We start from the raw sequence: 21,608 nt of genomic DNA on the forward strand, positions 1-21,608 counted from the left end.
CGCCCAGATACCTTCCAAGAATTAAAAGGCATTTCAAAAATGAAAATCGACGAATTTATAGGGAAATACCGAAACCACCCGATTTTGTTCGTCGGAACAGGAATGAGCTTGAGGTATCTCAACAAATCTTATACCTGGGATAGCCTGCTGAAAAAAATATCTCATGATCTGAAAGGGAACGATGAATACTATTATGATATCAAGGCCGCGTCTGAGGTCGACGGAGAGTTTAAGTACGACAGGATTGCAAGCATACTTGAAAAAAATTTCAATGCTGAAGTGGCATTAAATCGCACTGGCCCTTTGGGTTTCGTAAATGATGTTTTCTATGAAAACATGCAGAATAATATCAGCATCAGTCGACTGAAAATCTACATAGCTCACCTACTCAATGATGCCACGATAAAAGAAAGCTTCACTGAAGAACTGGCAGCGCTTAAGCGGGCAAGCAAAAATATTGGCTCAATAATAACCACCAACTATGACAATTTCTTGGAGACTTTTTTCGAGTTTTCACCACTGATAGGCAATGACATATTGCTAAGCAATCCATATGGATCAGTGTACAAGATTCACGGATGCGTCGATCACCCTACAAAAATCATAATTAGCGAGGCCGATTATCAGTCTTTCTTCGCGAGGTATGAACTGATTAGAGCTCAGCTCCTTTCACTTTTCATTCACAACCCTATTATCTTCATTGGATACAGTGTAAGCGATGACAATATAAAAGCTTTGCTGAGAACTATTTTTACCTACGTAAAGCCTAATTCGGATCATGCCAAGAAAATTCGAGAGAACTTCTTACTTGTGGAGTTTGAAGGCGGTTCCAAATCGACTGACATCGCAGAGCATGATATAGATCTAGAAGGTTTTTCTTCGACAATTAGAATCAATAAGATAAAGACGGACAATTTTGGCGCTATTTATGAAGCGATTTCCGGACTGAATTTGCCAATCACCGCGATGGATGTTCGAAAAGTGCAGAATATCGTGAAGGAAATCTACGCAGGCGGGGAGATTAAAGTAACGATCACCGAGGACCTTGATTCGCTTAAAAACAGCGATAAGATTTTAGCCATTGGATCATCAAAGACTATTCAATATCAGTATTTTACTGTTTCGGAAATGATTACGAATTACTTTAAAATCATGGAGGAGTCCAATTATCAAATACTGGAGCTCATAAATAAGCAGAAAATTCAATCTAGCCAATTTTTCCCCATTTTTGGCTTCTCCAAAGTGTGCAAAACCCTTAAGGACGAAGCACGTCTAAAGGAACAACAGAAGGACAAGATTAACGCTATTGTCGAAGCTATCAAGGACCGAATCAAGACTGAGCACGGTAGTATTCAAGGCATTTGGATGATGACAGCATTGCGAACAGCAATAAAATTAACTCAATTATCTGGTCAGCCTATAACGGAAAAATTTCAATCGATGACTTGGAAATTTATGTAAAAAGCTTCAAGGATAGAAATATAACTGAGTTTAAACGTATTCTTTGTGTGTATGATTTACTTAAGCATGAGGGGTAAGTTTCTGGGCTTGCTACTGCCTTAATGGTTGAGTTGTCCAAAATTACGCGCCGGCGTGGGGCGGCTGCTGCCATTTAATAGGCAGAAATCGCCCTGTATCAGGTCGTAGAAAGTTATTCTTTTATTGCTTTTTAGATGTGGCTTAAAATGTATCCTCTTTCTTATCGTTTTAAGTGGGTCGCCTACTATTTTGTGGGCGAGCAGCAACGTGCATCAGAGTGCAGGAAAAATAGATCCGTCTCCTTTTTGCCTAAACTGTGTAGGTCTTATTCAGGATCGCCAAAATCTGGTTCTAGTGTTCCAAAGTTAATTCTTTTGAGGGGGGTGACAATTTCAACTTCTTCGATGACGAGCTCTTCAATTGGTCCATCAAGGTCGCCTGCAATGGTTATTAGAAGTTTAGAATCGAACTCTTCTTCTTTTGTCGCGGTAACAGAGCCTACGTAGGTATTGTCTCTGTCTATAGAATCATAAACTGATAGGGAAAATTCTCCCTCAGCCTCTACCGAAATTGTTGCTTGAGCTTCAAGAACTATATATTCCTCATCGCTTTCAATTATTCTGAATTCGTTTGAAGTAAGGTGGAAATCTTTAAACCAACCATTGCTACCATCAGGCTCCCAATAAAAATACGAATCTGCATCTTGGTCAGGAGTGAATCCATCCAACTCGGATTCGAGTCGGGACGAAATACCATCCAAAAACTCCTGTGCCGTATCTGCATCCAAAGCGGACTCAAGCTTGGATAGGAAGGTATATGGTGCGTTTGCTTTGTTGAATAGGGCAAGGCCGTCAGACAACTCGATTATACAAGTTAGTCGCTCCGACGTTTCGCAATATCTACCCCAGTCGTTATCCTGAGATATTGCGAGAATGGATTTGTTGTTTGTTTTAGCCCATTCTTCTACTGCCATAAGAATTATCGCATCAGGAAATTCGTTTTTCTTTTTCCCATATTCGGAAAATGGAGCTTTGTTTGAAAAATAATGTACTAGTAGATTGGAGACATCTAAGTGATCGCCGCATTGGATGACAATGGCACCCGAGTTGTCGAGGAAGGAATTCAAGCGAGTATCTGCTAATTCCTCAATGTCGTGACTTCCGAGTAATAGTTTTCTTGCATCGTTTAGGGTACTGCCATCAAAAAATAAATGATCTCCAGCATCGTTGATAGACTTTTCTAAACTGCTTCTTGATTCTTTGATTTTTCTCTCAAGATGGGACTTAACTTCATTGCAAATTACGTCCGGCATCAAGAAATCAATCGGGCTTCTTTTGAATTGGAAAAGCTTCCCTAGTAATCCTTTCTCTAGGCGTAGACCGTTTCCATCGAAAACTGATGTGTCTATAAGTATTGAGTCGTATTTTATGTCGTCAGTCATCTAGATTTCTCAGGTTTTCAGTTTTATATGGGGGTGATAAGTAAATTGCGTCTAAGAGGCTGCCGTTCTATTTGCTATACATCAGGTGTGGTCGTTACACGCCTCTTATGTAAGATTTTTTTAAAGTGTTAATTTCTTGCTCGCTAGTTAACCAAGCTTCCGTCGATAGTTCGATGGCGAGGTTTTTTACTAGTTCGCTAACTTCGTTATGAAGTGTGCGAAGGGAATTAAATTTCTCTTCGGATTCCAATATTTTTCGAATGCCATCCGGTGTATCTAGGCTCATAGCCCAAGCCTTGTTGTTTATCATAATGTTGAGTTGTTGCTGTGTTGCAGCAACTAATGCAAGCTCATTGTAGATGGGTACATCAATTACGGAGTTTTCGAAATGATACACCAGTCCGGCGATTTCGTAGCTATTGACGAGTATTAGATCGGCGTTCTCGGAATCAGCTTTTAAGTTTTTTAACATTCGAATTATTTTCTTTGTACCGCCCCTAGTTTCAGAATCTTTGGTGTTGATTTTGTCAATGTGTAAGAAGGGTCGATTAAGAAAAGTTAAAGCTTTTTTTTGTTCAAGGATTTTTACTTCGCGATCTATTTTACTCTCGCTTAATTGGTAGGCTGCTGAGTCATGCCAATGTGATGGAACTATATCCACCTTCCGAGATAGGGAGCCGCCTGACATTCCTATTGCCTTGTCACCTGATACATCGATGTTAACTTTCGGGAAAGATTCTTTTAACAGGGCTTCGAGATCCGACCTTAATGTGGTAAGTAGTACGACTGCAGTAGGGCCTGTCCAGGTCGAGTATTTTACTGAATTTGCTTTGGCTCCGTGTCTATCTATAGTGACGAAATCTTTGAGTAGTACGAGTATGTCAATATCGCTTACGCCCTTGATGTGAACGTTTAATGGCACGGAGCCTTGGTAATCAAATGTAACGTTTGTGTTGATGCGATTGGAGATTTGACTTTTTACTCGCTCTCCTTCAGCTATTGAATTCTTAGTGTAAGTTGGGTCCACTTCTTCCATTGCACCTAGGGCATACTTAGACCACTCACCATCTGCTCTTTGCTCAAATTTTTCTTTTAAAACACTTGCGGTGGCACTATTTATGCTATCTAAGGCATAAATTGAACTAATGCCTCTGCGGCGTGATTTTAGATCCGAAAGACGGCTGTTGATGTCTTTGCTCATGTCAAACTCCTATTGAAACTCATTGCTCCACAAGTGCCTCGGCCCTTGGCGGTAAAATATTTGCCTTTCGCTGTGCTAAGTTTTTTATGGAATCTCATTTCGCTGTAACCGATATGTGCGTTGAGACTCTTGTTTCCGACTTTTGGCTCATTTTTGTAGCTGTACATTAGCATCCAACAACCATCAGGTTCAGGTATTAACGCCACCGAAATGCTGTGCGAAATAGATGACTTTGTTTCTAGGCGAACGCGTATTTTTTCCCAGGTCTGAGAGATGGTTATATCGCCATCCCAGTTGAATTTTACTGTGTCGTCATCATCGATAGTGGTTCCAGAACAAGACCATTCACCTGAAATATTTGGCAACTGAGAAAAAAAACTCAAAGGCCTCCACCCGTATTTGTTAAATGCCCAATGAACAGCAGAATAAATAACGCCAGCAGTGACTGGTATTACAACGAAGTACTTTCCCCATTCTGGTAATCCTAACTGTGTCAGGGCATCGGACACGCCTATTCCTACAGCAGGCAGTAAAGACACTATTATTGTTACGAACGTGCCAAGATATCGGCCGATGGTGCTGCGGCTATGCCCAATTACCGAGTATTCATGATCTCGCAATCTTTTCCTTCCTTAAGAAAAAAGGGGACGGATTTATTTTTTTAAAAAATAAATCTTTCACCTTTGTCTAAACCGATAAACCAGAAATTATCCTAGCGATATGACCGCTGCGCGCAATCTAATCATCAAAGTGCGTGATAAATAAATGTCATAAATTCGAATCAAATGGGACGATTTTATTAAGTCAACGACCCGTCTAAAATACGCCCCAGATTTTCCTTATTTTTTTTTCTTGTCTGCGGCCTGCGTTAGCGCTGAACCGGCAACTGATTTTTGATCAGGTGTGGATTTTTTATCTTTGAGTTGCTCGCTTGCTTTAGATGCTACGCCTTTGCTGGTTTTTTCATTGTTCGCCATTTTGCTTCCCTTAAAATGGGTGATTTCTCCGAGAATGGAGCTTATCCCGAGAATAGGTATAGGCCATCTGCCACTATTTTCCACTCGCTGGACTGAATTCTCATGAGAAAACACTTCCCCATTGTTCCTCAGACGTACCGACGGACCACTTCTGGGCGAGCTTGATATGCATCATGCTAACCAGAACTTCGAAATCGGGCCGCGTTGTTGTCAGTCCCCTAGCGTAGAATTTCCAAAACACGAGCCCACCCCGAGACGGACCCTCAATGCAAACCCCCGCCACCCAACCCCCCCTCTGGAAAACCTACCTCCTTTTCCTGGCCCCCATGGTCCTCTCCAATTTCCTCCAATCCATGTCGGGCACCATCAACAGCATCTACATCGGCCAAATGCTCGGCACTCAAGCCCTGGCTGCCGTGTCCGGCATGTTCCCCATCGTCTTCTTCTTCATCGCCCTGGTCATCGGCCTCGGCGCCGGCGCGGGCGTGCTCATCGGTCAAGCCTGGGGCGCGCGGGAGCCGCATCTGGTGAAGACCATCGCCGGCACAACCTTGCTGTTGGGCGCAATGATCGGTCTGACAGCGGCAGTACTCGGCAGCGTATTCGCAAGGCCAGCGTTGCAGGGTTTGGGGACCCCGGTCGACGTTATCGACGACGCCGTGTCCTACGCCCACGTGATGATGTGGATCATGCCGTCGCTGCTGGTCTATGTGCTGTTCACCCAACTGCTGCGCGGGGTGAGCGATACGGTGTCGCCGCTGATTGCGTTGGTGGTGTCGACGTGTATCGGGTTGGCGCTGACGCCGGCGTTGATTCGCGGTTGGTTCGGGTTGCCGATGATGGGGATTCAGAGTGCGGCGTATGCGGGGTTGGCGGGTAATTTGTCGGCGATGGGGTGGCTGGCGTGGCGGTTGATTCGCAAGGGGCATCCGTTGGCGCCGGATCGGGAGATGTTTGCGGCGATGCGGTTGGACCTGGTGATTCTCGGCAAGGTGTTGCGCATCGGGTTGCCCACCGGGTTGCAGATGGTGGTGTTGTCGGTGTCGGAGCTGGTGATTCTGTCGCTGGTGAATCAGCACGGTTCGCAGGCGACGGCGGCGTATGGGGCGGTGACGCAGATCGTCAATTACGTGCAGTTTCCGGCGTTGTCGATTGCGATCACGGCGTCGATTCTCGGTGCTCAGGCTATTGGGGCAGGGCGGCTTGAGCGCATGGGGCCGATTCTGCGCACGGGGCTGTTGATCAATGTGTGCCTGACCGGTGGCTTGGTGGTGTTGGGTTATCTGTTGTCGCACTGGTTGCTGGGGTTGTTCCTCACGGATGATTCCACCCGGGCGAAGGCGGAACATCTGCTGCACATCATGCTGTGGAGCCTGTTGGTGTTCGGCTTCCAGGCGATCGTCGGCGGCATCATGCGCGCCAGTGGCTCGGTGTTGGTGCCGATGGCGATTTCGATTTTTTGTGTGGTCGGGGTGCAGTTGCCGGTGGCGTATGTGCTGGACGGGCACTTCGGGTTGCAGGGTGTGTGGATGGCGTTTCCGGTGGCGTACCTGGGGATGCTGGCGTTGCAGACGGCGTATTACAAAATGGTCTGGCAGCATCAGAAGATTGAGCGGTTGGTCTAGCGGCACGGCGCCCTTCGTTTTTGGAAGACGCACCCGCTAGACCACTGCGCCAAACACGTGCCCCACCAGTGCCGTAATCCCCATGGCCAGAGCCCCCCAGAAGGTCACCCGCCAGGCGCCGGTCAGAACCTTGGCCCCGCCTGCCTTGGCGGCAATGGCGCCCAATGTCCCAAGAAACACCAATGACATGGCCGATATCCAGGTCCCGACGCTGTGCTGCGGCGCGAAGAAAGTCACGGCCAGAGGCAACGCGGCACCCACCACGAAACTGGCGGCGGAGGCCAGGGCGGCCTGCAAGGGTTTGGCGGTGAGGGTGGTGCTGATGCCCAACTCGTCCCGGGCGTGAGAGCCCAATGCGTCATGGGCCATCAATTGATCGGCCACTTGATGCGCCAGTTCGGGTGATACGCCGCGATGCATGTAGATGTTGGCGAGCTCGATGTGTTCGGCTTTCGGGTCGCTCGCCAGTTCTGCCCGTTCGCGTGACAGATCGGCCCGCTCGGTATCGGCCTGGGAGTGCACGGAAATGTACTCGCCAGCGGCCATGGACATGGCGCCGGCCATCAGCCCCGCCATACCGGTGACCAGCAACGTGGCGTGGCTGGCGTTGGCGGCCGCGACGCCGATCAGTAGGCTGGCGGTAGAGACAATCCCGTCGTTGGCGCCCAGGACGGCGGCGCGCAGCCAGCCGATACGATCGCTTCGGTGTGCCTCGGTGTGCCTGTGCATGAATTTCATTGTTTAACGGGACTCCCTGTCATTGGGCGGTTCAAGCGGGACGGGTTCCGAGCGGTCCGGGAATCGGCGTCAGCGGGTTTCAATCTGCGCCTGCAACTGGCCGCCGACAATGGATATTTCTTTGAACTGAGCACCCTCGCGCAGCACGAACAACGCATCCATCCCGCGTTCCTGAGCCAGACGCGGGCCCTCGGTTTCGCCCAGGACCATCAGCGCCGTGGCCCAGGCATCGGCGAGCATGCACGAGGCCGCCACCACGGTGACGGCGGCGAGCGGGTTGCACAGCGGCGCGCCGGTGGCCGGGTTCATGGTATGAGCATAGGACTGACCGGCCACGTCCACCCAATGTCGATAGTCCCCGGAGGTCGCGATAGCGGCATCGCCAAGTTCCATCACGCCCATGACTTCACGCGCGCCCCGGTTAGGCTTTTCCAGGGCCACGACCCAGCACTGGCCGTCAGGTTTGACGCCCCGGGCGCGCATCTCGCCATCGATGCCGACCAGGTAGCGGGTGATGCCCAAACCCTCCAGGCAACGAGCCAGTTCATCCACGCCAAAACCTTTGGCGATGCCACTCAAATCAAGGTTCAGCGGCACGCGCTTGCGCGCCTGATTGCGTTGCGGGTCAACCACCAACGCGGCGCTGGCTAACAGCCGGGCGCTTGGCGCAATCGTGCCGATCGCCTGCTCTGTGACCGTCTGCTCCCCGGGGCCGAACCCCCAGGCGTTAACCAGATCACCGACAGCGATGTCGAAGGCGCCGCCGGATTGCTGACTGACGCGCAGCGCAGCAGACAGCACCGTGGCCAGTTCCTTGGGCACGGCCACCCATTGCTGCTCGGGGGCGGCGTTGAGGCGGTTGAGGTCCGAGTCGGGTTTCCAGGTGGACATTTGCTGGTCCACCCGGGCCACGGCGCGCGCCAGGCGATGGCCAACGTCGTCGGTATCGATCCCGGCCCCGGCATAAAACAGGGCGGTGTAGCGGGTGCCCATGGTTTCGCCGTTCAGGCTATAGCGCTGCAACTCAGTAGACGTCTTCACGGTAGCGTCCTTGTGCCTTTAGGGTCAGCACACTCAGGTTCAGAGGCGCCAACACTTCATCGAGGGCCTGCATCACGCCTTTGGCCATTTCGCGGCTGCCACACACCAGCACCTGGGCACCTTTTTCAATCAGTCGGCGCAAGGCCAGGGCATCGCTGATCAGCCGGTCTTGCACGTAGCTGCGGTCCTGAACCTGAGAGAAGGCGGCGCGCAGTGCCGTGAGGCGTCGGTCCGACAAGTATTGGTTGAGCTCCGGTTCATAGAGAAAATCCGAGGCCGGGTTGCGCCCGCCCCAATACAAGTGCATCGGGTGACGGGCCTTGTTGTTGCGGATAAAACCGGCCAGAGGACCGATGCCGGTACCGGCGCCGATCAGGATCACCGGGTGCGTGCCCGATGCCGGACGAAATTGCGGGTTGGGCTGGATAAAGGCTTCGATTTGCGCGCTGATGTCCAGGCCATGAAGGAATTCCGAGCACATGCCACCGTTGTGTTTACGCACACAGATCTCCAGCACGCCGTCCTCGGAACCGCTGGCCAGCGAGTAGAAACGCGGGATCGGGCTGCCCGGGGGCAGAATCCCGATCAGGTCGCCGGCCAGAAACTCTGGCAGCTCGCCGCAGGCTTTGAAGCGCAGTACGTGGGTCGGCGCATTCACCTGTTCGCCATAGGCAATCCGCTCTGTCAGTTGCAATTGATGCGTACGCGGCTGCTGCGGGGTGTGAACCAGCGTCAGGTCCTGCCCCAGCACTTCGCCCAACGCGAGGCCCCAGCGGGCAAACTCCTGAGAGGATTGGTGGTTGACGGTTTCCAGCTCCAGCAACGGCGAGCCACCGGCCTGCAACATCGCGTCCTGCACCTGATGGGCGTACTGACAGAACTGCGCAAACTGGCGGTCGCCCAGGCCCAGCACCGCAAAGGGCAGGCCGGGCTTGAGGCCGGTTTTGGCCATCCGCGCCAGGAACTGCGAAGCCGAGGCCGGCGCATCGCCGTCACCGTGGGTCGCGGTGAGGATGAACACCCGTTGGGCATTGCGGTAATCGCCCACCCATTCATTCATCGCCGCGCTATGCACCTGATGGCCATTCTGGTGCAAGGCGTCGTGCAAGGTTTTGGCAAAACCCCAGGTGCTGTTGTTTTCACTGCCCACCAGAATCACGCTGTCGGCGGAGTGGGCAGGGCTGTTGTGGCGGATGTTCGGGCCAGCCTTGCGGCGGCGCCACCACAACAGGATGCCGGTCACGCTCATCAACGGCACGCAAAGGGCGCAGAGCCCCAGCGGCAGGCCCAGCCACCAGAGGCCTTCGCCGGTGTGCAGCTGATAGATCAATTCGTAGAGGTTGTGCATCGAGTCGTGGGCTTGATAGGACAACAAGGCGCCGCTGGCCTGATCCACGTAGCCGTCGCCCTGGGCCGTGCGCAGGGAAAACACATCGCGCGGGTTGCCGGGGCTCGGGTAGACCAGCTCGCGCAGGTCGTTCAGGTCGGTGGCCTGCAAGGCTTGCAGCTTCGCCACCGGCAAGGCCGGGCCGGTGCTGACGTGGGCGGGGAAGGCGGGTTCACTCTGACTGCCGTCGGCGATAAAACCAAAGGTGGTGGCGGACATGTAGAGCCCGCTCAATGCCGACAGCAGCAGCCCGAGCAAGGCCAGTCGCCCGACTTCAGCATGCCAGCGCTGGCTGAAAGTGCCCCGCAGTGGCCGCAGCAGGTTGCGCCAGCCACCCAGGCGCCGGGCCAGCAATAGCGCGCCGGACACCGACAGCATCAGCATGAACAGCGCGCCGACACCCGACACCCCATGGCCCGGGGTGCCAAGGAACAGCGAGCGGTGCAGGTCTTTCACCCAGCGGGAGAACGCGGATGGCTCGTAAGGGGCGAGGCCTTGGCCGGTCAATGGGTCGACCTTTTCCGCCCCGGCCTGGCCGTTCTGGTTGTAGTAGACGATCACCGTGCCGGACGCTGAGCGCTGGATCTGCTCCACGCCCGGAAAGTGGCTGGCAACGCGCCCGGCCAGTTGACCGACGTTGAGTTGTCCGGCAGGAGTGGACGTGCTGTACAGGCGTTCCAGCGCCGGGTCGACAGACAGGATCGCGCCGCTGATGGCCAATAACATGACCAACAGGGCGGCGATCAGGCCAGGAAGGGAATGGAACTGACGAAGCATGTTCAGCCTCCAGAGATGGCGGGTGCTACAGATCGTAAGTAAAGGAGTCGACGTAGGCACTGCCGGTCGCCGGCTTGCCTGCGCCCTTGGACGTCAGGGGCACGCTGACATCGGCGCGGGCGTCATGTTTGTCCTCGACGGCGCTGTCGATGCGAATCTGATACCCGGCATCAATCAGGGTGTCAGCCAGTTCGACGCTGACTTTGAGCGTGCGCCCACTGCCGACACTGGCGCCGCTAACCCCGTCAAACTCGCTCGGGTTCATCCCGCTGCCACGGGCCCAGTCGCCCAGGTGCTTGTAATATTTGGCCTTCTTGCCGGCCACCCAGAGGGTTTTCTGGTATTGGCCATTGGCGTCGGTGACGTAGATCGCCAGGTAGGCATCATTGCCGCTGTAGTCCTTGAGCTGTGTGGTCAAGGTCACTTCACGGGCCTGGGCCAGCCCCGGCAGGGCAATGGTGCCGACGAGGCAGGTTGCTGCGATGATCTTTTTCATGGCGGTGTCCTTTTGATCGTTAGGTCGAGAGCCTGGACCTGCTTGCTGACAGCAACCTGAAACGCAGGAAAAACTCATCGACAGGTGAGGCGTCATTCGGTGAGCGGGCTGCCGAGGTAGTCCCTGGCATCGCCGTCGTCCCGGAAATGGATCTCGAGTGTGTGCAGGCGCAGCGATGCCGGTGAGTAGCTGGCTTCGATGGCATTGCCTTTGCGGTCCAACCCCTTGAGCTCGTAACAACCGTCGTCGACCTTGATGCGCTGCACGCTCCAGCCGTACTGCCGCTCGACTTGCTGACGCAAGGTTTCGCGCGGTTGCCAGTCGCTCACCGGGTCACTGCAGTCGTCATCGGCTAGGGCGTAACCGCTGAGCAGCAGGCTCAACAGCGCGGCATTGGCAATAAAACCTGATTTCATGATCTGTCTCCTGCCGAGGTCGGCGTCTGTGGCATACCCTAAGGTGCATTCCTGACAACCAGCTGAATCTTCAGATTCACGTCAGGTAAGGCGATTAAGGTGCTGCATGACAACCATCACAGGAGGTGCCAGATGCGGGTTTTATTGGTCGAGGACGCACCAGGGTTGGGAGAGGCGGTGCGCGAACAGATCGCCGATGACGGCCACGCAGTCGATTGGGTGCAGCGCCTGGACCATGCGCGCAACAGCGTGCGCACCACGCCTTACGACCTGATCCTGCTGGACCTGATGCTCCCGGACGGTCGCGGACTGGATTTTTTGCGTCAGCAACGCTCGGCAGGGGATGTGACCCCGGTGATTATCCTGACCGCCCAGGATCAGATTTCCGATCGTATCGCTGGCCTCAACGCGGGCGCCGACGACTACCTGGTCAAACCGTTCGACCTGTTTGAACTCTCGGCCCGTGTGGCGGCGGTGGCCCGGCGTTATAGCGGCAACCCCAATCCGCAGATCAAGCTCGGTGATTTGCAGGTCGACATGAGTGCCCGTACGGTGCAGCGGGCCGGTGCGACGGTGGACCTCACGGCGCGGGAATGGGCGCTGTTCGAGGCGTTTGTGCAGCGCCCCAGCGCGCTGCTGTCCAAGTCGCAGCTAGAAGAACGGCTGTATGCCTTCGGCGCCGAAATCGAGAGCAATACCATCGAGGTCTATATCAGCCGTCTGCGTAAAAAACTCGGGCGCGACCTGATTGAAACCGTGCGCGGCATGGGCTATCGGTTGATGTCCGCATGAAGCCGTCGTCAAGCCTGCAAAAACGTCTCGGCCTGGGATTGACGTTGGGCACGACCTTACTTTGGCTGGCGGCGACCGTCGGCGCCTGGCTGGTGGTGCAACATGAATTGAACGAGGCGTTCGACAGCGCGCTGGAAGAGACCGCGCAGCGCATCCTGCCCCTGGCCGTGCTGGAAATCAGCAACCGGGAAAACCCCAGTGAGGCACAACATGTCGCCACCCTGAAAATGCACAAGGAATACCTGACGTATCTGGTGCGCGATGCCAAGGGCGAGATCCTGATGCAGTCCCACGACGCCAACCCGAAGATCTTCAACCAACAACCGGCCGAAGGCTTTTCAACCACTAAAAAATACCGTCTGTACGGCGCCAGTGCGCTGCGTGAGACGGTGTTTATCGAAATCGCCGAACCTCTGGAACATCGCCGTGAAGCCGCGCGGGAAGCGTTGCTTGCCTTGTTGTTGCCGTTATTGGCGCTGATTCCCATCAGCCTGTTTGGCACCTGGATGTTTGTGCGCATCAGCCTGCGCAGTGTATTGGCCTATCGTCGTGCCGTGGAGGCTCGCGGCGTGGGCGATCTGTCGCCGATCCACGTGGCGCGACTGCCGGCGGAAATCGCCCCGTTGGCCGAGGCGGTCAATCATCTGCTGGAGCGCTTGCGCAAGGCCTTGGAGACCGAGCGCAGCTTTACTGCCAACAGCGCCCATGAACTGCGCACGCCGCTGGCCGCGACCCTGGCGCAGATCCAGCGTTTGCATCACGAAGCGCCTGAAGGCCCGTTGCGGTTACGCGCGGCTAAAATCGAAACCTCGTTGCGCGAACTGACGCGGCTCTCGGAAAAACTCATGCAGCTGGCCAAGGCCGAGGGGGGAGGGCTGTTGTCCGAAACGCCCGAGGACCTCATTCCGTTGTTGGCCCATGTGGTCGATGAGTGGAACCACAACAGTGGGCACCGGATCGAGTTGCACCTGCCAACCCAGACGAGCGTGTACTCGACGATTGATCCGGATGCTTTCGCCATCCTGTTGCGCAACCTGATCGAGAACGCGCTCAAGTATGGCGCCGCGGATCAACCGGTCGAGGTCAGCCTTACCGACCAGGCGCTGCTGCGGGTGGTCAATGGTGGCCCGCCGGTGCCCGAGCCGGTGTTGCAGCGGCTCACCGAGCGCTTTGTGCGGGGCAACAGTGAAACCAGTGGTTCAGGGTTGGGGTTGGCGATTGCCAAAACCATTGTGCAGGGCGTCAACGCGAAAATACGGCTGGTATCGCCGGCGACAGGTCGAACGGATGGATTCGAAGTCTGCGTCTGGTTTGCGCTCGCGTCGACGGTCGAAGGCTGAGGGCGGTGCCAGATATTGACGTTAACTTGCTGTCCGGAGTCTCGATAAAGGGCTGGAGCGTTATGGCTACGCTTGATGTCAGCCAACATCAGACCGACAATCCTGAGTGAGCGTGTGATGCGAACCGACAGGCGTGATCGCCTGAGGAGGTTTTCAAATGAGTCCCTCATCGCCCACCCTCCTGCAGGACCGGGCCGCCGCCGGTCGACGTCTGGTGGAGCCGTTACTCAAATACGCGCATCGACCCGATGTCATCGTCCTTGCCTTGCCCCGAGGCGGTGTGCCGGTGGCCTATGAAGTGGCCACGGCCCTGGACGTTCGTCTGGACCTGATGCTGGTCCGCAAGTTGGGCGTTCCCTCTCATCAAGAGTTCGCCATGGGCGCCATCGCCAGCGGCGGCATACAAATCCTCAATGAACATGCGCTGCGGGTTCACCCGATTGACCCGGCCACGTTCGATGACGTGGTCGCACGGGAAACCCGCGAGCTGCTACGCCGCGAGCAGATTTACCGGGGAACGCGCGCGCCTGTGCAACTCAAGGATCAGGTGGTGATCCTGATCGACGACGGCCTGGCGACAGGCGCCTCGATGATGGCGGCGATCCACGCGGTGCGTGCGCACGCGCCGTCTCGCATCGTCGTCGCCGTGCCGGTGGCGCCGATTGAGACCGCGGAGGCGCTGCGCAGCGAGGTGGATGAGTTGATATGCCCGCTCATTCCCGACTGGATGATGTCGATCAGCCGTTGGTACATGGACTTTACCCAGACCTCGGATGCCGAGGTCATCAAGCTGTTGCAGCGGGCCTGGCTGCGGGAGTCCAGCGCCGCTCAGCACTGGTGACTCAAGAGGGATGCGACGTGTTCAGCCAGTCTTGAAACCGGGTCGCTCCGACAATGGGGCTATCGCCTGGCGTGAGGGACTTGTCATTGATCGATGCGCCGAAGTAAGGAACCGTGTCATCCGAAACGGCTTCGCGCGGGTCCTTGGTGTGTTTCAGGTACTCACTCACGAACTCGACAATGGGTCGGCGATCCGGCCCGGCCACTTCCACGGTCTGATTGATCGGCGCTTTTTGAGCGATAGCCGTCAGTGCGGCCGCGACATCGACCGAGGCCACCGGTTGCAGGGCTGCGGACGTTAAATGGATGGTGTTGCCGTCCTCGCGACCCGAGTAAGCAATGGCACCAATGAACTCGAAGAACTGCGTGGCCCGCAAGATGGTGTAGGGAATGCCCGAGGCCTTGATGAGTTTTTCCTGGGCCATTTTGGCCCGGAAGTAACCACTGTCGAGCATCCGTTCGGTGCCCACGACGGACAGGGTGACATGGTGTTTGGTGCCGGCTACCTTCTCGGCAGCGAACAGGTTATGCCCGGCGGTCTCAAAGAAATGCAACGCCGCGTGATCCTCGAATGAGGGGGAGTTGGCCACGTCGACCACCACGTCGGCGCCCTTGAGCGCGTCCGCCAGGCCTTCGCCGGTGATGACGTTGATGCCGGAACTCGGTGACGCTGATATGACTTCATGCCCCAGATCCTGGAGGTTCTTGCAGACTTTGCTGCCGATCAGCCCGCTTCCTCCGATGATGACGAATTTCATGGCCGGTCTCCCGATGCGGTGAGTTGGGACAATAATTAAACACCCTGGCAGCGGCCATATCGGAAGGCCATTGGCGTGGGCCGACAGGTGGTCGGAAGTCTGAGCGGCAGGTGGAATTAACGGCGTTTGTTTGCTTTAGTCCACCTATCGCCGGTTCACGTGTGCAGCGCCTCAGCTCAAGACGGGAGCCCGACCGGAGAATCCCATGAAACATCGATTCCCGACCTGCTACGTGCTGGTGGCCGCCCTTGCATTCGCCGCGTTGCCTTGCGTCCAGGCGGCCGAATACACGCAGGTCAATGAAACCGCCAGCACGATCTCCTTCACGTATAAACAGTTCTCCTCGCAGGTATACGGCACGTTCGGCAAGTTCGAGGCCACGCTTGATTTCGACACGGCGAAGCCGTCAGCAGCCCACGCCGCGCTCACCATCCAGCTCGACAGCATCGATGCCGGAAGCAGCGACGCCAACAGCGAACTGAAAAAACCAGCCTGGTTCGACACGGCAACGTATCCAGTGGCGACGTTTGTGTCGACCGGCGTGAAAGTACTGGGCAACAACCGTTACTCGATCACCGGCAAGCTCACGCTCAGGGGGATCACGCACGTAGTGGAGGTACCGGTCCTCCTGAAGTCCGTGAATGCCATCGGGATTTTCGATGGCCAGTTAACGCTCAAGCGCAGCGACTTCAAAATCGGTGAAGGTGAATGGGCCGACGGTGTCGTCTCCGACAAGATCAATATCCGGTTTCGGATGGTTGCGCCGCAGCGGTAACTCGGTCAGGCGCGCATGGCGTCGGTTATGATAGGCACGCCCGCGAACATACCCTTCACGTCCGCCCCGGAATCAGAGCCACGAATGCCCCAGATCACCCATTTCAAAACCCCGTGCCCCGAGCACATCAATAGCCAGATCCTGCAGATGGTGGTCGATTACCTGACCGACATCAGCATGGTCGCTATCGCGCCAAGCAACCTGTTGTACAACGTGTACCAGTACGCGATCGGCTACGAGGTTCACCTCTATCTGGAGGCGTTGAACAGGGCGAAAGGGATTGCGGTGGAGTTGCTCGTCGCGACCGACGAAGACGACCCCGAGAAGGTCGTCGGCTTCTTGCTGTACCTGCCGGTCAAGGACGATCCCGATGCATGCGGTGTCGCGTATATGGCGGTGAGTGCCAGCCATCGACGCCAAGGTATTGCCCGGCGGATGCTGCAGGAAATGGTCGGCCGCTACCCACATGCCGAGCTGACGTGCGCGGTGGCCAAGGTTCCGTATTTTGAGGCAATGGGGTTTCAGGTGCTGGGCGTGCGCGCTACTCAAGTGCTGATGAACACCCGTGACCACAGCACCGATGGCTTGATGGCCGTGCTGGACGTGGCATCGATCTACAGCTCGCTCGAGGTGCGACAGATTCATACGTACCTGCTGCAAAAACACGGCAAGCGGGCCATGCTCGATGCGGAAAAACAGCGTGACCGACACCTGGACCAGATGACGCGCAAGGCGAGTGAGTTTGTGCGGGAGCGACTCGGTGAAGGTGCGGTGCCAGTTCCTTCCCCTCGGCTGCGGTTGGTCTAGTCGCTTCGACTCAACGCAAAAAAAGCCCTTGGTGCGGACAACGCGCCAAGGGCTTTTTTGTGTCTGGATTTCGTGCAGATAAAAAAAGAGCCTCAAAGCTCTTTGATGGGGAGGAAGTAGAGCCCTCGAGGCTCAAGATGCGCATGAAACAAGTGGTGAGCTTGGTAGTGGTTCATTTCACTCACCACTTACGCAACGGCTTGAGCAAACAAGCGGCTGCGTAGAATTATCGTAGAAAGTTGGGGGCTGGCACTCAAGTACCGCTAGTCGAATCCCCTGGCCAACCCGCCCGACGCAAGGCGTTGAGCAGCGTCCCGGCGTCCAGTCCCGGCACCGCATGCCCGTTGCCTTCGGCGGTGTCGGAGGCCAGCAAGGCATTGATGATCGCTTCCTCCACCGCTTCGGTGGCGGCCAGGAACAACTCGCTGATGTGGTCGTTGTTGACCATGCTCAGGTTGTCGGTGGTCGGCGCACGCTTGCTCTCGTAAGCGGCGGGAGGCACATCGTTGCCGGTGGCGAAGGCGATGAAGATGTCACCGCTGTGGTCTTCATTGCCGCCGCCGGTGCGGGCCAGGCCGAGGCTGGCGCGCTGCGCGAGGCGCGTGCACTGGTGTGGCAGCAACGGTGCATCGGTGGCCAGGCAGACGACAATCGAGCCCATGCCCGGATGCGGCAAGGACGCCTTGAGGAACGGTGAGTCGGCCTGTTCCATATAGCGCCCGACCGGGTAACCGTCGACGCGCAGTTCGTTGCGGATGCCATGGTTGGCCTGGACGATGGCGCCGACGGTCCAGCCGCCCTGAGCACTGTTCAGACGTCGCGAAGCGGTGCCGATCCCGCCCTTGAATTCGTGGCAGATCATGCCGCTGCCGCCGCCGACGGCGCCTTCGATCACCGGACCACCCACCGCCGTGCGCAGGGCTTCGGCCACATGTTCGACCTTCACGTGGAAACCGTTGATGTCGTTGAGCAGACCGTCGAAGGTCTCCAGCACCACCGGCATGTTCCAGTAGAGTCGCCCGTCATCGGGTTGCTGTTCACGGTCCAGCACAACCAGCGCATCGCGCACCACGCCCAGGCTGTGGGTGTTGGTGAAGGCGATCGGGCTGGTCAGCAGGCCGGCCTCGCGAATCCACTCCAGACCCGTGGCGTCGCCATTGCCATTGAGCACATGGACGCCGGCAAAGCACGGTTGCAGGCTGGTGGAACCGGCACGCGGTTCGATCACAGTGACGCCGGTCAGAATGTCGCGGCCGTTGGCGGTGCGTCCTCGCACATTGCTGTGGCCGACCCGTACGCCGGGCACATCGGTGATGGCGTTGAGCGGGCCGGGTTGCAGTTGGCCGAACTGGATGTTCAGGTCGCGGGCACGTGGTTTCATCGTTTCTCTCATCTTCAATTCATTCAAAAAAATTATTGGCTAACGCAATCCCTGTAGCAGCTGTCGAGCTTGCGAGGCTGCGTTCGGCTGCGCAGCAGTCGTAAATCTGAGTACGCGGTGCTTCAGGGGGATCGCGTTAACCTGATTTACGCCTGCTTCGCAGCCGAACGCAGGCTTCGCCAGCTGCTACAGATCCCATCGGGTTCACTGACCGTTTTTGACTTTGCTCCAGATCCGCGTGCGCACGCGCTCGGTGGCGGGCGGCAGGGGTTGGAGGGTGAATAACGTGGCCATGGCTTCGGCGGACGGATACACGGCAGGGTTGTTGCGGGTCGCTTCGGCCACCAGCGGTGTCGCGCTGCGGTTGCCGTTGGGGTAGGACAGGTGGTCGCTGACGGGGGCGATGACTTCGGGGCGCATCAGGTAGTCGATAAAGGCCAAACCCTGTTCCGGGTGCGGCGCGTCCTTGAGCAACACCAGTGTGTCGAACCACACCGGCGCGCCTTCTTTCGGCAGGCTGTAGGCGATCTTCACGCCGTTGTTCGCCTGCTGGGCAGTGTTCTTGGCTTCCAGCATCGCGCCGGACCAACCCACCGCCACGCAGATGTTGCCGTTGGCCAGGTCGCTGATGAACTTGGACGAGTTGAAGTAGGCAATGTGCGGACGCAGCTTGAGCAGCAGTGCTTCGGCCTTTTTGTAGTCCTCGGGGTTGGTGCTGTTGGGTGGCAGGCCGAGGTAGTGCAGGGCGACCGGCAGCATCTCGGCCGGCGAGTCGAGCATGGCCACGCCGCACTGGCCGAGTTTGGCCAGGTTTTCTTCGTTGAACACCAGGTCCCAGGAATCCACCGGCGCCTTGTCACCCAGCGCGGCGCGGACCTTGTCGATGTTGTAGCCGATGCCATTGGTGCCCCACAGATATGGCACGGCGTACTGGTTGCCCGGGTCGTTGTTGGCCAGTTTTGCCAACAGGTCGGCGTCCATGTTTTTGAAGTCCGGCATCTGCGCGTGGGGCAGAGGCGCAAGGGCACCGGCCTTGATCAGGGTCGGCAAGCTGAAGTTGCTGGCCACCACCACGTCGTATCCGCTGCGGCTGGTGAGCAATTTGCCCTCCAGTACTTCGGCACTGTCGAAGGTGTCGTAAACCGGTGCAATTCCGGTGTCACGCTTGAAATCCTGCAGGGTCGTGGGACCAATGTAGTCGTACCAGTTGTACACGTGAACCGTCGGGCCGTCGGCGGCAACCGCCGATAGCGAGACCGACAAGCAGGCGCCCAGTCCAAGATTGATATACGAGCGATGACGACTCATGATGCGGCACTCCTGGCCTGCTGCAGGCCGGTGATGATCAGGTGCTTGCAGCGTATCGATCGGGAGTGGACTCACCCATTCCCATCATGGGTTACTCGAAAGGGGTAGGGCGTGGACGCGTTGTTGAAAGAGTTACCGATGCACCAAGGGCTGGCGCGGGTATTTGGTGCCTTGGGGCAGGACGGATTCTGGCGTGCGCTGGTCGACACTCTGCGGCTGCTGGTGCCGATGGACAACGCGTTGGTCGCGGTAATGCGGGCCGGGCGGGTGCCGCGTCTGCTGATCGACTTCGACTCAAAGGGCGGTGCTGCCGAGCAAGAAGAACTGGCCGATTACAGCGCTGGCATGTACTTGCTCGACCCGTTTTATCAGGCCGCTTGTGCGGGCATCGCCGACGGCTTGCACAGCCTCGAATCGGTGGCCCCCGACCAGTTCCAGCAGAGCGAGTACTACCTGAGCTACTTCCGCACCGTGGTGGGCGGTGACGAGTTGCAGTTCATGGTCAACGTCGAGGGCGCCGTGCTCGGTTTGTCGTTGGGACGCTCGACGCGATTCACGCTTGAGGAACAGGGTCGTCTGCTTTGCGTGCGCGATTGGATACTGGCGGCGATGCGCCGTCACCTGCAATTGATGCCGCCGGAAGGACCGGCAACCGAGGCGGTGGCCGGGGATCTGGCGACCCTGCTGGATCGCTTCGACGCGCGTCTGTCAGTGCGGGAAATCGAAACGGCGCGCCTGATTCTTCAGGGCTTCTCAAGCAAGGCCATCGCCCAGCAGATGGGCATTTCCCCGGAGACGGTGAAGGTGCACCGGCGCAATCTCTATCACAAGCTCAATGTGAATGGGCATGGTGAGTTGTTTGCTTTGGTGTTGCAGCCGCGCTGAGATCAACATCAAAAGATCGCAGGCTTCGCCAGCTCCTACGTTGGGATGGCGTACACCCTGTAGGAGCTGGCGAAGCCTGCGATCTTTTGATCTTCAGCTAACCCAGCCTGAACACCAACGCCTTCAACCCGCATTCAACATCGGCATCGGGAAACTCCGGCGGATTGTCCAGCCGTTGCTCGAAACGCAGGCTCGGTGCTTCGCGGGTGACGCCGTCGATGAGGAAGTCCGCACCGAACGCCGGATCGTTCATGCACGCCAGCACCGTGCCCTGGGGGCTGAGCAATTCCGGCAGTCGGCGCAGCACGCGCTGGTAGTCCTTGGTCAGCAGAAAACTGCCTTTCTGAAAGGACGGTGGGTCGATGATCACCAGGTCGTAAGGGCCCTTGCCGATCACCTTGCCCCAGGATTTGAACAGGTCATGACCGAGGAACGTCACCTTGCTCAGGTCGTGGCCGTTGAGCCGGTGATTATCGCGACCACGGCTCAGGGCCGGGCTGGACATGTCCAGATTGACCACGTGCGTCGCACCCCCTTCGATGGCCGCTACCGAGAATCCGCAGGTGTAGGCGAACAGATTCAGCACACGCTTGCCTTGGGCATTGGCCCGCACCCAGTCGCGGCCGTAACGCATGTCGAGGAACAGGCCCGTGTTCTGCTTGCGGCCCAGGTCCACCCGGTAATGCAGGCCGCCCTCAGTGATCGTCATCTCGTCGATCGCGTCCCCCAATAGCCACTCGGTGGTGCTTTGCAGCAGGTAGCGATGTTGCAGCAAGAGTGTCTGCGCGCCGGATTGCGTCCATGCAGGCGATTGCGTGAGGCCCATCAGCGTCTGTTTCAACGCTTCCAGCTGCGACGCTTCGGGTTCCTTGAACAGCGACACCAGCACCACGCCCTGCAACCAGTCGACCGTCAATTGCTCCAGCCCCGGCCAGCACCGGCCACGGCCGTGGAACAGCCGACGGGTTTCGGCGGGGGCAGTGGCCAGTGCTGTCAGCAGATGGTCGTGGAGGGTGGAGAGAGCGTCAGCGTTCATCGGGCAGGGCCAGCAATTTGTTGGGGCGGCATTTTAACCACAATTGAGCCAAGGGCGGACCACGCAAAAAAACTGTGGGAGCGAGCCGGCTCCGGGCGGCGTTCCGAC

At 56.7% G+C, this 21,608-nt stretch carries 21 protein-coding genes; 8 read left to right on the forward strand and 13 right to left on the reverse strand.

The annotated features are described in order from the left end of the window. The first annotated feature begins 39 nt into the window (after nt 1–39). Nucleotides 40–1,461 (forward strand): SIR2 family protein, encoded by a 1,422-nt coding sequence (locus tag EAH74_RS29545; RefSeq protein WP_240050582.1) that lies wholly within the window; start codon nt 40–42, stop codon nt 1,459–1,461. A gap of 343 nt (nt 1,462–1,804) precedes the next feature. Here the strand turns inward: EAH74_RS29545 and EAH74_RS29550 are convergent, their stop codons facing one another. The 4 genes from EAH74_RS29550 to EAH74_RS33155 form a co-directional block, all read right to left on the reverse strand. Beyond that, nucleotides 1,805–2,920 (reverse strand): PIN domain-containing protein, encoded by a 1,116-nt coding sequence (locus EAH74_RS29550; RefSeq protein ID WP_140683625.1) that lies wholly within the window; start codon nt 2,918–2,920, stop codon nt 1,805–1,807. A gap of 94 nt (nt 2,921–3,014) precedes the next feature. After that, nucleotides 3,015–4,121 carry a hypothetical protein gene (locus EAH74_RS33505; protein WP_140683628.1) on the reverse strand — a complete coding sequence of 369 codons (1,107 nt, stop codon included), beginning with the start codon at nt 4,119–4,121 and terminating at the stop codon, nt 3,015–3,017. Beyond that, a complete protein-coding gene (locus EAH74_RS29560) occupies nt 4,118–4,630 on the reverse strand; it encodes a hypothetical protein (protein ID WP_140683632.1) in 513 nt (170 codons plus the stop codon). Before EAH74_RS29560 ends, EAH74_RS33505 begins: the two co-directional genes overlap by 4 nt. 330 nt (nt 4,631–4,960) lie before the next feature. Then, nucleotides 4,961–5,098 carry a hypothetical protein gene (locus EAH74_RS33155; protein ID WP_170206647.1) on the reverse strand — a complete coding sequence of 46 codons (138 nt, stop codon included), beginning with the start codon at nt 5,096–5,098 and terminating at the stop codon, nt 4,961–4,963. 266 nt (nt 5,099–5,364) lie between these two features. Between EAH74_RS33155 and EAH74_RS29565 the strand changes: the two genes are divergently transcribed. Further along, nucleotides 5,365–6,723, forward strand: coding sequence for an MATE family efflux transporter (locus EAH74_RS29565; protein ID WP_140683634.1), 1,359 nt, complete (start codon nt 5,365–5,367; stop codon nt 6,721–6,723). Nucleotides 6,724–6,759: 36 nt separating this feature from the next. Here the strand turns inward: EAH74_RS29565 and EAH74_RS29570 are convergent, their stop codons facing one another. The 5 genes from EAH74_RS29570 to EAH74_RS29590 all read right to left on the reverse strand — a co-directional run bounded on the left by EAH74_RS29570 (nt 6,760) and on the right by EAH74_RS29590 (nt 11,578). Continuing rightward, nucleotides 6,760–7,461 (reverse strand): VIT1/CCC1 transporter family protein, encoded by a 702-nt coding sequence (locus EAH74_RS29570; RefSeq protein WP_140683637.1) that lies wholly within the window; start codon nt 7,459–7,461, stop codon nt 6,760–6,762. Between the two features lie 69 nt (nt 7,462–7,530). After that, nucleotides 7,531–8,502: an FAD:protein FMN transferase gene (locus tag EAH74_RS29575; protein ID WP_240050583.1), complete on the reverse strand. Its 972-nt coding sequence runs from the start codon at nt 8,500–8,502 to the stop codon at nt 7,531–7,533. Further along, nucleotides 8,486–10,666, reverse strand: a complete 2,181-nt coding sequence (locus tag EAH74_RS29580; protein WP_140683640.1) for a PepSY domain-containing protein — start codon at nt 10,664–10,666, stop codon at nt 8,486–8,488. The genes EAH74_RS29575 and EAH74_RS29580 overlap by 17 nt, the downstream gene beginning before the upstream one ends. 25 nt (nt 10,667–10,691) lie before the next feature. Beyond that, the gene (locus tag EAH74_RS29585) at nt 10,692–11,162 is read right to left on the reverse strand and encodes a DUF2271 domain-containing protein (RefSeq protein ID WP_140683643.1); all 471 of its coding nucleotides are present in this window, start codon (nt 11,160–11,162) and stop codon (nt 10,692–10,694) included. A gap of 92 nt (nt 11,163–11,254) precedes the next feature. Next, nucleotides 11,255–11,578 carry a PepSY domain-containing protein gene (locus tag EAH74_RS29590; protein ID WP_033060166.1) on the reverse strand — a complete coding sequence of 108 codons (324 nt, stop codon included), beginning with the start codon at nt 11,576–11,578 and terminating at the stop codon, nt 11,255–11,257. A gap of 132 nt (nt 11,579–11,710) precedes the next feature. Between EAH74_RS29590 and EAH74_RS29595 the strand changes: the two genes are divergently transcribed. From EAH74_RS29595 to EAH74_RS29605, 3 genes are all read left to right on the forward strand, one after another. Next, nucleotides 11,711–12,370, forward strand: coding sequence for a response regulator transcription factor (locus tag EAH74_RS29595; RefSeq protein ID WP_046815239.1), 660 nt, complete (start codon nt 11,711–11,713; stop codon nt 12,368–12,370). Further along, nucleotides 12,367–13,710, forward strand: a complete 1,344-nt coding sequence (locus tag EAH74_RS29600; RefSeq protein WP_140683646.1) for a HAMP domain-containing sensor histidine kinase — start codon at nt 12,367–12,369, stop codon at nt 13,708–13,710. The genes EAH74_RS29595 and EAH74_RS29600 overlap by 4 nt, the downstream gene beginning before the upstream one ends. Nucleotides 13,711–13,867: 157 nt before the next feature. Beyond that, complete coding sequence (locus EAH74_RS29605; RefSeq protein ID WP_140683649.1) at nt 13,868–14,551, forward strand: phosphoribosyltransferase; 684 nt, start codon at nt 13,868–13,870, stop codon at nt 14,549–14,551. Between the two features lies 1 nt (nt 14,552). Here EAH74_RS29605 and EAH74_RS29610 read toward each other — a convergent pair whose 3' ends face one another. Then, a complete protein-coding gene (locus EAH74_RS29610; RefSeq protein ID WP_140683652.1) occupies nt 14,553–15,308 on the reverse strand; it encodes an SDR family oxidoreductase in 756 nt (251 codons plus the stop codon). 205 nt (nt 15,309–15,513) lie between these two features. On the opposite strand from EAH74_RS29610, the gene EAH74_RS29615 reads away from it, so the two are divergent. Then, the gene (locus EAH74_RS29615; RefSeq protein WP_140683655.1) at nt 15,514–16,083 is read left to right on the forward strand and encodes a YceI family protein; all 570 of its coding nucleotides are present in this window, start codon (nt 15,514–15,516) and stop codon (nt 16,081–16,083) included. Nucleotides 16,084–16,167: 84 nt separating this feature from the next. Then, nucleotides 16,168–16,890 carry a GNAT family N-acetyltransferase gene (locus tag EAH74_RS29620; protein ID WP_140683657.1) on the forward strand — a complete coding sequence of 241 codons (723 nt, stop codon included), beginning with the start codon at nt 16,168–16,170 and terminating at the stop codon, nt 16,888–16,890. A gap of 253 nt (nt 16,891–17,143) precedes the next feature. Here EAH74_RS29620 and EAH74_RS29625 read toward each other — a convergent pair whose 3' ends face one another. After that, nucleotides 17,144–18,271 (reverse strand): P1 family peptidase, encoded by a 1,128-nt coding sequence (locus tag EAH74_RS29625; RefSeq protein ID WP_140683659.1) that lies wholly within the window; start codon nt 18,269–18,271, stop codon nt 17,144–17,146. A gap of 204 nt (nt 18,272–18,475) precedes the next feature. Further along, a complete protein-coding gene (locus EAH74_RS29630) occupies nt 18,476–19,579 on the reverse strand; it encodes an extracellular solute-binding protein (RefSeq protein ID WP_140683661.1) in 1,104 nt (367 codons plus the stop codon). Between the two features lie 111 nt (nt 19,580–19,690). On the opposite strand from EAH74_RS29630, the gene EAH74_RS29635 reads away from it, so the two are divergent. Beyond that, entirely contained in the window at nt 19,691–20,464 is a 774-nt protein-coding gene (locus EAH74_RS29635; protein WP_140683663.1) for a helix-turn-helix transcriptional regulator, read from the forward strand. A 97-nt stretch (nt 20,465–20,561) separates the two neighbouring features. Here EAH74_RS29635 and EAH74_RS29640 read toward each other — a convergent pair whose 3' ends face one another. Continuing rightward, nucleotides 20,562–21,500, reverse strand: coding sequence for a class I SAM-dependent methyltransferase (locus tag EAH74_RS29640; RefSeq protein WP_140683665.1), 939 nt, complete (start codon nt 21,498–21,500; stop codon nt 20,562–20,564). Nucleotides 21,501–21,608: the final 108 nt, after the last annotated feature.

It is taken from the genome of Pseudomonas mandelii, from assembly GCF_006438925.1.
Classification (GTDB): Bacteria; Pseudomonadota; Gammaproteobacteria; order Pseudomonadales; family Pseudomonadaceae; genus Aquipseudomonas; species Aquipseudomonas mandelii_C.